Origin of the sequence: Micromonospora sp. NPDC049257 (assembly GCF_040678915.1) — a bacterium.
GTDB classification, from domain to species: domain Bacteria; phylum Actinomycetota; class Actinomycetes; order Mycobacteriales; family Micromonosporaceae; genus Micromonospora; species Micromonospora antibiotica.
Genome location: NZ_JBFAQU010000001.1, coordinates 229215 through 241809 on the forward strand (window position 1 = coordinate 229215; position 12595 = coordinate 241809).

Below are 12595 nucleotides of genomic sequence, written 5' to 3' on the forward strand. Positions count from 1 at the left end.
CAGCGGCCATCGCCGAGCGGGTCCCACCAGCTGCGGACCCCACGCTGGTACCGACGACAGCAGCACCCCCCACCGACGCTGCGGCTGCGACAACCGCCCCAGCGCCGACGACACCCCCCGCAACGACCGCTCCCGCCGCGCCGCCCGCCCCGGCAAAGCTGACCATGCCGAACATGAAGGGCATGAACGCTGCCGTCGCCGACGACAAGCTCCGCAAGCTCGGATTCACCAACATCCAGTACGGCAGCCAGGACGAGAACGACACCGTGGTGCTGATGCTGCCCAACTGGACGGTAACCAAGCAGTCGGCGAAGGCCGGCAGCAAGATGCTGCCGGACGACCTGATCGTGCTGACCTGCACCAAGCAGGGCTGACGCCTCCCTTTGAAGGCTCCGGCCGCAAAGTAGGCAACCGACTGGGGCCTGATCTTCCTCAGCGAGGTAGCACCTCAGCTCCGCCGTTCATGGGCTCACTACGCCATGAACGGCGAGCGGAAGGTCAGCATCGCCGTCCCACGACCGGCAGGCTCAGCCGTAGTTGTTCAACAGCGCCGCCATGTCATGGGGTCACCGCCCGGAGCCACGCCTACCCGTTGGTTGCCCTCACCCGACCGTCGCCGAACACTCCCACAACACCGCTGAGGTGATCATGTCCTACCGAACGGTCTGCCTGCCGGCGGGCTCAGGAGGAGCAGGTGTTGAGCATGCTCTGCAGGGCGGACTTCTCCGATGACTGCAGCCGCAGGCCCCAGGCGTACTTCACGGTGATCCACATCTTGCTGTAAGTGCACCGGTACGACGACAGCGACGGCTGCCACGTCGACGGGTCCTGGTCACCCTTGGACTGGTTGACATTGTCCGTCACCGCGATCAACTGCGGGCCGGACAGGTCGTTGGCGAAGCTCTGCCGGCGGCTGGTCGTCCAGGAGTTCGCACCGGAGCGCCATGCCTCAGCCAGGGGGACCACATGGTCGATGTCGACGTCGGACGCGGCGGTCCAGGTCGCCCCGTCGTAGGGGCTGTACCAGCGTCCGGAGGTGGCCTGGCAGGAGGAGTTGACGACGACGGAGGTGCCGTCGCGCTTGAGGACCTGCTCGCGGGTGTCGCAGCTGCCGCTGATGGTGATCCAGTGTGGGAACAGGTCACGGGAGTAGCCGCTGGTGGAGCCCTCGCTGGAGACGGTGAGGGCGTTGAGCCGTGACTGCGCCGTCGCCTTCGACGGGATCCCCGGAGGCGTCGCCGCCGCAGTCCCCGCACTGGTGGCCGACAGCACCGCGCCGACAAGCGTGGCAAGTGCCAGCGTCACGGCACGCACACGAGGTCGGGCGAGGCCGGGCGTCTTCGCGGTCGGTCGTGCCATGCCATGCCTCCAGGTCACCATCTGCAGCAGCTGAAGTCACCATCGTCGATGATTGTGGCGCTGGGATGGCATTCCCGTGAAGAGCTGGAGAGGCCGGAGGTAATGCGTGAGTCCGATGGCAATCCAAAGCTTCGCCCGACGGCACACTGGTCGCGCTGCTGAAGCCGGTTACGGCGCCGGCCCTGGCGACTACTCCGCTATCGCGGGTCTGGCACTGCGCCAACGCTTACACCCGGACGCTCGGCTGAGCCGTATGATCCTGTCCGCCCGATGGTTCTGGCGTGCCGTGATCACCGGCGCCGCACCGTGGCAGACCACGGCACCGAGCACAGCCCTGGCTGCTGTCGCCGCGCTCCCGATGTCCGGCGCCGTCACGGCCTGGTCGCGCAGACGACACCACGGGCAGCTCCGACGATCACCTACTCCCCGGCCGAGGTGAACCGCGCTCAAGGCGACGGCATGTGCTCATGGGGGAGATCGTTGCGTGCAGTCGGCGCGAGCTGGGGCGACAACGCTGTGGTGGTCACCGCCTGGTCACAGAGATTCGCTACCGCGATCCACGCAGTCACCACCCGTGACCACGGGAGGCACGACAGGGATCCATTTTCCCAGACGCAATCGCGTCAATTGCGGTCCCGCGCCCGACAGAGCCCTGTTGGGCAAGCCGACATTCGGGCATAGTGGACACTGCCAGTGGGCGACCTCAACCGACATCCGGCAACACCTGAAGCTGGGACAAAGGGGCTGGCATGAACAGCTTGAACAGGTCGATCGTCTTTCGTGTTGCGATGGCCGTGACACTCGTCGCCGGTGCAATTGTGATCGTTTATGAGGTGTTCGCCTGCTACCCGGCTCGCGACGAGGCGGCCATGATCCGGCTGTATGAGGCTGACCCTCTGCTGGCCGTCGCGCCACACGACGGCCAACTCCTCGAGAAGGAGGCCAAGAGCTACACCTGCGACAACGGGCACGGGGGCAGTCCGACGAGTCCGGTGTTCGTTGAGGTTACCCGGCTGTACCAGACACCCGTCGCCTACGGTGCAACCCAACTACGGCAGCGCTTCGACCAACCGGCGGCAGCGGCGGGCTGGCACATGACCTCATACCGGGAAGACTCGAATTATCCGTCCGTCTCCTACTGCAAGCAGGTCGGTGGGCGGGCCGCCCACGCCTTCGTGTCCTCGACGGCACGTACGGTGTATCTCCCAGATGCCCCAGCGAGACCCGGCATCGAGATGATCGTTCGCGCCGCAGCCAAAGACGGCACGACGTGCGGCGTCAACATGGGCGGCCGGTGAATCGCAGGGCCACCCCCGAAAAGGCCCGGGAACGCCGCCCGTACTGTCAGCGTTCACCAGACGCCCGGTAGGCAGCCCATTCGTAGGTCCAGCATGCGAGGTCACGCACCCATCCCTCTGTACTCTGCCGTGACTTGTTGGCCCACTTCGAGGCGTTCCTCGCTGCGAAGTCGTCCAAGACCCCGGGGTCAGTCCCGGCCCAGGCGGGGAACTGGCTCAGCCAGTCTTCCGCCTGGGCCGGGGTGTGGCAGTTGCCGATCAGCCACTGAGTGAGCAACGCCAGCTCGACCCACGGTGCCGCCTTGGTCGCGTACGCCCAATCGACGATCCGAAGTCCCTCCGATGTCAGGATCAGATTTGCCGGGTTGAGGTCGGAGTGCACGAGCACATCGCCGTCCATCGCCGGATGGGCGAAGCTGAGCCGCCCCGCCGGGGCGAACAGCCGCACGTCCGGCGCGGCGGTCTCTTGCAGTCCTGTGAGGGTCGCGGCCAGTGTGTCGAGGTCGGGACTGCCGGGTGACAGGTCGGGGTGGGGGCCGTCCAGGCGTTCGACCCCCACCACCAACCAGCCGTCGGACTCGAAGTCCCACAGAACCGTAGGCGGATACCTGTCGATGGCTCTGGTTACCGTCAGTTCGTAGCGCAGTGACCGGACGCCCGGGCCCGAAGAGGCGGCCTTGACGAAGACGGTGCCGGTGGAGCCGATGACGGTCGACGCGATCTCCGCGTGGTCACCACTGGGAGCCGGGTACACGTCGACGATGCCGCCGATCCGTTCGGCGACCGCCGCCTCCACGGGCTCGGGTAGGGCGGCCCAGTCGCTGCGCATGGTCACCTCTCGTTGTTACTTGCCGGTGAAGTCCGGTTCTCCGGGTGGGCAGCACGACTCGGCTTCACCGTGCCAGAACTCCATGTCGACCCGGTACCCGGTGGCGTGCAGCGCCGCGAGGGTGAACGTGACGGCGGTGCCGTCCATCATCCCCTCGGTCAGGATGGGGATGTGGTGGACGAAGCTCCCGGCGATCTGCTCGCAGGCCGCGGCGTAGGGCACGGTGTGCTGCAACACGGAATGCCACACGGCGTCGACCGGGAGGGTCGGCACGACACGGCCGATCGACCCGTCGGGCAGCAACATCCCGAAATCCTCGCTCGTCACGGTGTCGGCGTGCGCCTTGAGGAAGACCAGGAACTGCTCCACGGCCCGCTCCGCGTACACGCGGGTGACGTGCCGGTCGGCAGCGAAGTAGTCGACCAGCTTCCCGAACACCTCGGGCGTGACGAGGGTCCGAGGGTCGAGGGCGGCCGTGGTCGCGGCCGTGGTCGGTTCGTGTGCGGTGACAGTCACGACTTCTCTCCTTACACCTGATGCGGTCAGCGGCGCTGGTCGACGCCGCGTGCGGGGCTGAGGTTCCGCATGCCTTTTCTCTGGTGAAGCGGTCATGAAGCGCAGGTGACTCGCGGCAGGGTCGAGGCCGGGGGCCCTCTCACCCGTGGCATAGCCCTCATCAGCGCGCCCTGGCCCAGGACATGAACCGCTCCGTCAGATCGAGCCTGCGGTCCGGGTGGAGCTGGTGAAGCTGGCCGCTCGCCTCGGTCATCAGCGCCCCGAGGAACAGCATCAACGCGGTCCGGTCATGCCGGTACTCCGCCAGCAGCGACAACCGAGCCGGCTGGCAAGGCCACTCGGCACCACAGCTGCGGCACCGCCAGAGCGGACGCATAGCGACATGGGGAATCGGCGGCCGGACCATCAGCACAGCCTCAGGGCGCTACGGCTGCCCAACCCCCGATGCCGGGCGACCTCTTCCGTGGCAGATGCGTGATCCAAGCCCATGGCCACCACCTCCCTCTCTTCAACGCCGTCCATCCCCAAGTCTCGGCGCGGTCTGGATGCACCTGCCGCGTGTCTCCCCTCGACGGGTGCCGCTGCGTCCGGAATGCCTCCTGGCGCTACTGATACCTACCGTCACTGGTGAGCGGCCACCCGCCGAACCCTCGATGTCAGAAACAAGTAGAAGCTGGGTCACGCACGTCGAACACCCTCGACACAAACCTTCGACACAGCCCGGCAGGCCGACCGTTCGGAGGGCATGAGGCTTGGACGAAGGATGCGTCCAGATCTCGAATTACAAGTCGACGCCGCCCCCTGATGTTGGTTGTTCCCTGGCACCGTCTGCGAGATCCGTGCCGTATAGAAGCCGGGCCGAACCGGCTGTTCCCATCCGTCAATGACATTGCTATGGTGACGGACTCACCCCAGCGTGGTGGGAGCAGGAATCGCGTCCTGCCCATCTCCAGCCGATCGCGGCACGCCGTGCGCTGCCGCCGATCGAGACGCCCTTTTGGAGATCTTGTCTATGTCGTACAAAGCGACACAGTCACGCGCGTCCTCAGTCCGTCCGTTGCTGGTCGGAGATGAGGTACACGGCCGGCCGATTCGCGGGTTCGCCTGGAAGGCGCCCGATCCCGGTCGACGTTCCGACCACACCGACGATCGTCTGCTGCTCGACGGCGACGAGTCCCTGCCGGCGCCACCGGACCGCCGCGTTCCCCAGTCTTCCGAGGGCGCGGCGGCGATCGCGCCGATGCCGCCGTCGGACCTGTCGCGGCCGGGCCAGGTGATCGGCGCGGCCGACCTCGATCCGGTGCTCTCGGGCCGCATCGACGCGCTGCTCGACCTGCACAGCGCCGGGTGGCAGCCGCTGATCCGACCGTTGGTGGCGGCGGTGCACGCCACCGGCCATCGGTTGTGGCTCGCCGGTGGGGCGGTGCGCGACGCCGTGTGCAGCCTCCCGCCGGAGCAGACCAACGATCTCGACATGTCCGGCACGGTGCAGGCCGGACGTTTCGTCGACATCACCTACCAGGTCCTTCGGGCGACGGGGAAGACCGAGTACCCGATCTTCGTGTGCCCGGACGACCTGGTGTGCAGCGTCAAGATCACCGATGACCGGACCATCATCGAGTACCGCGGGCTGTCGGCCGGCGGCTTCCAGTTCCCGGCGGTCGGCAGCAGCCTCGCCGAGGACGCCCGGCATCGTGATTTCTCGTTCAACTCGTTGGTCTACGACGTCATGGACCACAAAATCTTCGACCCCTCCGGCCACGGGCTGCCGGACCTGCTGGGCGACGTTCGACGGTTCCATCCGCTCAAGGAAACCGACGACCCGGCCCAACTGGCGTTCGTCGTACTCCGCGCGATGAAGTTCGCCCTCCGCTGGTCGGGAGCCGCCGACCTCGACTTCGAGCCGCTGCACCGATGGCTGGCGGGCCTGCCCGGGGACCTGTGGGCCTCGCTAAGCACCGACGACTGGGCCTACCTGCACCAGGAGCGGGCGAATATCGACGCCACGGCGACGCGTCAACGCGACTTCGCGGCCGGCCTGCCCGAGCCCGGGAGACAATTGCTCCTCACGTTGCTCGGGGGTGCGTGATGGCGACCCACCGTCCGCTCAGCGTCTGGGTGGCCCGACTCGTCGACGACGGCACCGCCCTCGGCATGATCAACAACGGCGACAAGCGCGCCGACGCGCGTCACCTCGAACTGTTCGACCAGGGATGGCAGCGCTACCCGGCCACCTGGAACGGGACCCCGGTGCTGGCGCTGCGCAGTGCCGACGACGGTCGTGTCGCCGTCGAGCTCGACGAGCACGGCACACCGATCGTCGCCAGTCCCGCGGCCGTCGGCGTCATCGAACGCGTCGAGCGGACCTGGCCGAACGTCGACGAGGATCTCCGCGCGCTGCGCGGCGAGCAGCTTCCGGTACGGTACTGGCTACTCGCGCGTCTGGACGCCGAGGGCGAGCCTCCCGACGAGGTGTTCGCCCTGCTGCCGTGGGAACTCGTCGACCACGCCGCAGCCGCGATCTCGGCCGCGCTCACGCCTGGGTCGACTATCGGCGACCTGGTCGAGATGCGGCACTGGTTCGCCCCAGCGGTAAGCGGGCTGACCGGCCCGATGGAGCAGCTGGACCACGGCCTGCGGACCGACGCACCCGAGATCGCCCGCATCGGCGCGCGCACCCTGCTCACGAACCTGCGCGACGTCCCGCTCGCGCGGATACCGGAGGAGACCCGGCGCCGGCTCGCGACGCTGGTGCAGCTCCTCGGCTGGGCCTTCGACGACGACCGGGAACTGACCGAGGTCGTCGGGCGCCGCCTCGCCGACGCCACGAGCGCGACCCCGCCGAACGTACCCGCTCTCCTGGTCGCGCTGGTGATGGAGGCGAGCTTCGCGGGTCCGGAAGACGACGGACCGGAGCCGGCCCCAGCCCGACTCGAGTTCCAAACTCCGGCGGACGCCTTCCTCGGGGTGAACGTCCGTGGACGCGTCATCCGACGGCCGACCGAACTCGTCGTGTCACTGACCAGGTTCGACACGGGCCCGCACCGGGTCAGCGTCGAGATCGACGAACCCGGCGCGGCGCCGGTGCTGCTCGAACCGGACGGCCGGACGCTGCGGGCCCGCCTGCCCTGGGACCGCACGGGCCTGCCGGCCCGGTTGATCTTCCGGGCGGTCCCGGCATGACGACGCGACCGATCAGCCAACGCCAGCTCGACGACGCCAAGGTGCGACTTCAGCGCGCCGCCTGCGCTAGCCATCGCCGCGGCCAACGGGTCGAGGCGACGCGCAACGTGGCGGCCCTTGTCCTCGCGGCCCTCGGGCTGATCGTGACGACGACCGGACATGACCGGGCGCTGGTGACGATCCTCGGGTTCTTCTGGTTCCTGGTGGCATCCTTCCTCCTCCGCAGAGCCATGTCGGCGATCGCGACGCAAGGTGCGGTGTTGCAGGAGCAGTTCGACACCGCCCTGTTCGGGCTGCCGTGGCGGCACTCGCTGGCCGGCGATCCGCTCGGCGAGTACGACGTCGCGCGTCTGGCCAGGAAGGTCCCGGTCGGGAGCCGGCGCGACCGACGGATCACCGCCGGTTGGTACGCCCGAACCGACGGGGTGCGGTTCCCGTACGACGTGTTCATCGCTCAGGAACAAAATCTCGCCTGGGACTCCCGCCTGCGGCGCACCTACGCGGCCGTCATCCTCGCGGCCGCCGCCGGATGGATCGGCCTTGGCTTGGTCCTCGTCGGATTCGTCGGCGGCGCCACGGTGCAGCAGATGTTGCTGAGCTTCTTCGCCCCATCGCTGGCCGCGCTCCAACTGGCCGCCGAGATATGGCACGGCCAGCGTCGGGTGGCCGACGAGCGAGACCGGCTCGGCAAAATCGTCTACGCCGAGCTACGCCTCGCCGCCCCCGGCCCGTCGAACCCGGCCGAGGTCCAGCGGCTCACCGCTGTGGCCCGCGATGTTCAGGACGGCATCTACCGCACCCGGCTCGACGTCGCCCGCGTGCCGGAGTGGCTCTATCGGCTCAACCGCGAGGCCGACCTCCACGACTTCGCCGACACGGCCGACAACCACCGCAGACGGCTCGCCACCCCTTAGTTCGCAGAAGCTTCAGGAGTCGCCATGGCCCCCTTCGATCAGAGAAGGTTCAACAAATCGGTACGGCAGGCGCTCGAAGCCGCGCGAACGGCGCCGGGTCGCAGCGTGGACACCCGGGATGTGCTGCTCGCGTTGATGCGGGTCGACATCCGGGGCGAATGGGACCGGATCGCGCTTGAGTTCGGCGGCGAGGATGCCGTCGCGATGGCACCCGTCGCCGACCCGCAGGAGTCCTCCCCGGTGACCTGGAACGGACTCGCCCTGTCGGGCACCTGCGCCCGCGCGCTCGACCTGGCCGTGCGCCTCGCCGACGCCTACGAGACCAACGACGTCTCGGCCGGGCTGATGGCGGTGGCGCTGGTGGCCGATCCGGCCGCGGCCGCAGCCGTGGCACTGACCCACGGCGACATGAACCGCCACGCGGCGCTCCTGGACCTGCTTCAGGACGCCGTGGTGGGTCACAGCCTCGGCGGCCTCGACAAGGCGCTGTACTCCTGGCGGTCCGGGCCGGCGCGCGGGCCGGGCGCCCCGAACGGGCCCGACGTCGCCGACGCCGGTGATGCCGTCGGCGTGCTCGCGGTGGCCCTCGACGCCGTCGAGGACACGAAGCTGCGTGACGCGTACGAGCGATTGAAGCTCGACGGCGAGACGATCCGGGAGATCGAGCCACTGCTTGCCGGGCTGCGGACGGTGAGTGCGAGGGAGATCGTCAAGCGGGCGAAGCTCAGGTACGACGTGGACCTTCCCGAGGCGCCACAGCTCATCGCGACCGCCATGACCGAGCCTGGCGAACGGCTGGCGCGGGCGCTGTGGCTGCTGGGCATACCGGCCCGGGCCATCGCCTTCGAGGCCGAGACGAGCGACGCCCGCACCCAACGGGTCGGCGAGGAGATCACCGACACCGTCAACGCGTTCACCCATCTCAATGCCATCCTGTCGGCGGCCGTTTCCCTCTTCATCGTCCGGCACGTGGTGGTCGAACACGACTGGTGGCCGGGTATCCCGGTGGCGCTCATGCTGATCTGGGTCACCTGGAGCGGCCTTATCATCGGCGACCTGATGCTGTCGGCCGTGCTCTGGTTCTGGCTCGGGCCTTGGTACGCCGCGTTGGCGGCCGCCATGGCACTCGCCGCCCACCTGTTGTCATGGTCGGAACGGCGCAACGCGTTCAACCGCACCGGAATGCGGCTGACGCGCAAGGAGTGGCGGCGTCACATCCGGCTGCGCACGGCCCGGCAGGCAGGCCCGGTCACCGCCGTCGTGCTGTGGCGCCGGCGGCGCCGGCTGACTCCGGCGATGGAAGGCGGCGACGCGTGAAGCTCATCGCCCGCCTGGGCCTCGTCGGCTCGGTGATCTTCCTCGTGTGGGGGGCGCTGGCCGTCATGCGCGGCGACTGGCTCCTCCTGGCGGTCTTCGGGTTGCTCTGGCTGATGTCAGTGCGCACGTCGGCCCTCGGAGGCCTCGGAGGCGTGGCCGGCGCCGCGGTCTCGGTCTACACCGGCGAATGGTGGCTCTTCGCAGTGTTCGTCCTGCTGGTGGTCAGCCGGCTGGTGCTCGGGCTGCTGCCGTTGTGGATGCTGCGCAAGCGGGCCGACCAGAGCCTGCTACTCAACGCGATCAACTCGGTCGACCACGTGACGGCGAACGCGCTGGCCCAGTCGTCGAGAGGCGTCCTAATCTCGACGGTCTCGCTGATCGCTACGGCCCGGGACGAGGTGCCCGGGCGGTGGGAACAGACGGTGGACCTGTCGGGTGAGGGGAGCTGGGACGGACCGCTGCTGCGGGACCGGATGGGCCGCCGGTGGACCGCGCACGCCGCCGAGGCCGTCGTCATCGCCGAACGGTTGACCGCCGAAGGCGCTCGACTGACGGCCCGGCAGACGCTCGGCGTGGGCGCGTTGCTCGTGCCGGAGTCGGCGCTGACCGACCTGCTACCCGCACAATCCAACCCGTACGACATCGCCGAGCGGATGGTCGGGTTCAGCTCCCAGGACATCCGCAAGATCATGATGTGGTTCGTCAAGTCGCCGGCCGGCGGCGATGCCATGCGCCGCGTCGAGCTTCGCATGACGATCGACCCCGAGCGCGACATCGCCGGGGATCTGCTGTTCACCGTCCGCGGACGCCGGTTTTGGATGCTGTACCTCGGCGTCAAGTTGATCGTGCCGATCGCGGTCGTCAGCGCCATCGGCGAAGGCATCGGCGGCCTGTTCACACGGCACCGGCGACCGGCCGCCGCCGATCGCCCGCCGGCACGCGAGCCGCAGCCGGCGACGTCCGCACCGCTGGCCCACGAGCCGCGACCGGCGACGCCCATGCCGAGATCCGAGCCGCAACCCCGCAAGCAGTCCACCCGCCCGGGCCGGGCCCGCCGCGTCGCCGACTATCTGCGGCTGTCGGCGGCGGCGACCTCGTGGTGGGACACTGTCCTGCTCCGCGTCGCGCGGCCCGCGCTCACCGTCGCGGCCCTCGCGGCCGCGGCGCTGACGGGCCTGCCCTGGTGGGGACGTGTCCTGGTCGCGCTCGGAGTGCTGCTGGGGCGTCCGATGCGGCACTGGTGGCTCGACCTCGTCTGGATGGTCTGCGCCGCCGCAGCCGGCCTCTTCCCGCTCGCCGTCGTGCTGGCGAGCCGGGCCGTCGTCACCGGCGTCGTCGTGGCCCGGCACGGCACGGAGACCGCCGTTGTCGGGCCGCGGCGCGTGTTCGTGTCGACGCTGACCGGCTCCGAAAGGGACCGGATCCTGCGGCCGGACGAGGCGTGGACGGCCTACCTACGGAGCCTGCAGAAGGACGACGAGTTCGGCGACGGCGCCGTCGAGTACCTGCTGTCGGCCTGGACCACCGGCGACGTGTCGGCCCTGGTGCGGGCCGGGCGCGACATCGTCCGGATCGAGGTCTTCGGCATCATGCCCGTCGCTCTCGGCCGGGCGTCGGTCACGCGCAAGCTGATCCGGCTCATGGTCCTAGAGGGCGCGACCGATATGGCGACGCGCCTGGTGACGGCCGTCGGCGCCGCGATCGCCGCGTGGATCGGGACCCCCGCCGGCGACCTGCTGAGCCATCCCGTCCGGGTGGCCGACGCCTGGGCCGCCGCAGCCGGGTCAGCCCTGTTCGCCTGGCTGGTCGCCCGCCGGCAGCCGGCCAAGGTCTCGGCCTCCGTCCTCGGCCTGGTGCTGCTGCTGTGGCTCGGAACCGCCGCGCTGCCGACGCTGGCGACCGTCATCGTCGGCGCGTCGCTCGGCTGGACGGCCAGGAGGGCGTTGACACGTCATACGCTCAACATCGCGCCGCGACTGTCCTGGGTCGGCCGGCGCGTCACCGGCCTGCGCCGGCACGCGGACTTCCAGGCGGCCTCGGCGCTGGACACCGCGGGCCGGCCCGGTGTCGCGATTGGCGTCCTCACCGACGCGGCCGCGGCGACGGCGTCGCGCCGACCGGCGGCCGCCGCGGTGGCGCTCGCCCACTGCGCGCTGATCGAACGGGACCGGGGTGACGTCCAGCGCGCCGTCGAGCACGCCGACTCCGCGCGCGAAATGGCCGTCCGCACCCGCTCGTGGGTGGCCAACGGCGTCGTCTCGTACGCCGAGGGCATGGTGATGTTCGCCGTCGGCGACTATCCCGGGGCCAAGGAGGCCCTGCGGCGGGCCGAGCCGGTCCTGCGCCGCCGGCCCGAGGGCAGCACCTGCGCCGCGATGCTGGCGCAGGTCCACGCCGCGCTCAATGAGACCACGGACGCATTCGCCGCCGCCGGCAGGACCGCCGGCCGGCTCACCACACCCGGCCAGCTGCCAGCGCTGGTGGAGTCGCAACTGGCCGCCGGCTGGGCCCAACTGCGCACCGGCCAGGCCGCCGAGGCCAAGGAGTACGTCGAGGACGTGCTGAAGCACTTCGAGGACCCGTTCGGTTCCGACGAGGCGGATCCGGACGAGCGGACCCAGGACCTGTGGCGGCGGCTGATGGGCGAGGCGGGCCTGCTGCTCGGCCGGATCCACCTCGCGTTGGACGAACCCGCCGCCGCCCGGGCCAGCCTCGACCGCGGAGCCGGGCACCTGCGCCCGACCGCGGCGTCGGGCCTTCTCGGCATGACGCGGATCTATCAAGGTCAGTGCCACCGGTTGGCCGGGCAGTGGGCGGCGGCCCGGGAAGCCGTCGCCGCGGGCATCGACCTGTTGGAGGAGCGGCGCGGCGAGCTCCGCGCCGGCGCCCAGCGGGCGAGCGCCGTCACCTCGGGCACCGACCACTACGGCACTGCCCTGGCGGTCCTCGTCGAGGCGCAGCATCACGGTGACGCCGAGGCCGGCGTCGTCGCTGCAAACCTCATCGAGTCGTTGCGCCGCAACGCCCTGGCGACGATGCTGCGGGATGAACGGGCCGCGCTGGTCGATCAGCTCTCACCCGAGGCTCTCGACACCATGGCCGAGATCACGCGTCTGGAAGGCCGGATGGACCTGGCCGGCAGAACGTCGGACGGTGAGGACATCAGCGGCCAGATCAAC

Annotated in this window: 10 protein-coding genes; 6 read left to right on the plus strand and 4 right to left on the minus strand. The window is 69.6% G+C overall.

Annotated features, from left to right (window positions below; translation table 11 throughout):
• Window positions 1-173 precede the first annotated feature (173 nt).
• Window positions 174-374, plus strand: a complete 201-nt coding sequence (locus tag AB0K25_RS00880; RefSeq protein WP_363817585.1) for a PASTA domain-containing protein — start codon at window positions 174-176, stop codon at window positions 372-374.
• 307 nt (window positions 375-681) lie between these two features.
• Here AB0K25_RS00880 and AB0K25_RS00885 read toward each other — a convergent pair whose 3' ends face one another.
• Window positions 682-1359, minus strand: coding sequence for a DUF1524 domain-containing protein (locus tag AB0K25_RS00885; protein ID WP_363817588.1), 678 nt, complete (start codon window positions 1357-1359; stop codon window positions 682-684).
• A 749-nt stretch (window positions 1360-2108) separates the two neighbouring features.
• On the opposite strand from AB0K25_RS00885, the gene AB0K25_RS00890 reads away from it, so the two are divergent.
• Window positions 2109-2657, plus strand: coding sequence for a hypothetical protein (locus tag AB0K25_RS00890; protein ID WP_363817591.1), 549 nt, complete (start codon window positions 2109-2111; stop codon window positions 2655-2657).
• Between the two features lie 46 nt (window positions 2658-2703).
• On the opposite strand, the gene AB0K25_RS00895 is transcribed toward AB0K25_RS00890, so the two are convergent.
• From AB0K25_RS00895 to AB0K25_RS00905, 3 genes are all read right to left on the minus strand, one after another.
• Window positions 2704-3486: a phosphotransferase gene (locus AB0K25_RS00895; RefSeq protein WP_363818241.1), complete on the minus strand. Its 783-nt coding sequence runs from the start codon at window positions 3484-3486 to the stop codon at window positions 2704-2706.
• A gap of 15 nt (window positions 3487-3501) precedes the next feature.
• Window positions 3502-4002, minus strand: coding sequence for a hypothetical protein (locus AB0K25_RS00900; protein WP_363817594.1), 501 nt, complete (start codon window positions 4000-4002; stop codon window positions 3502-3504).
• Between the two features lie 160 nt (window positions 4003-4162).
• Window positions 4163-4318, minus strand: coding sequence for a hypothetical protein (locus AB0K25_RS00905; RefSeq protein WP_363817596.1), 156 nt, complete (start codon window positions 4316-4318; stop codon window positions 4163-4165).
• Between the two features lie 603 nt (window positions 4319-4921).
• On the opposite strand from AB0K25_RS00905, the gene AB0K25_RS00910 reads away from it, so the two are divergent.
• From AB0K25_RS00910 to AB0K25_RS00925, 4 genes are read left to right on the plus strand one after another with little or no spacing between them, the layout of a single operon-like run.
• The gene (locus tag AB0K25_RS00910) at window positions 4922-6091 is read left to right on the plus strand and encodes a hypothetical protein (RefSeq protein ID WP_363817599.1); all 1170 of its coding nucleotides are present in this window, start codon (window positions 4922-4924) and stop codon (window positions 6089-6091) included.
• On the plus strand, window positions 6091-7185 hold the full coding sequence (locus AB0K25_RS00915; protein ID WP_363817602.1) for a hypothetical protein: 1095 nt from the start codon (window positions 6091-6093) through the stop codon (window positions 7183-7185). Before AB0K25_RS00910 ends, AB0K25_RS00915 begins: the two co-directional genes overlap by 1 nt.
• Window positions 7182-8099, plus strand: coding sequence for an S-4TM family putative pore-forming effector (locus AB0K25_RS00920; protein ID WP_363817605.1), 918 nt, complete (start codon window positions 7182-7184; stop codon window positions 8097-8099). Before AB0K25_RS00915 ends, AB0K25_RS00920 begins: the two co-directional genes overlap by 4 nt.
• A 24-nt stretch (window positions 8100-8123) precedes the next feature.
• Entirely contained in the window at window positions 8124-9416 is a 1293-nt protein-coding gene (locus AB0K25_RS00925; protein WP_363817608.1) for a hypothetical protein, read from the plus strand.
• Window positions 9417-12595: the final 3179 nt, after the last annotated feature.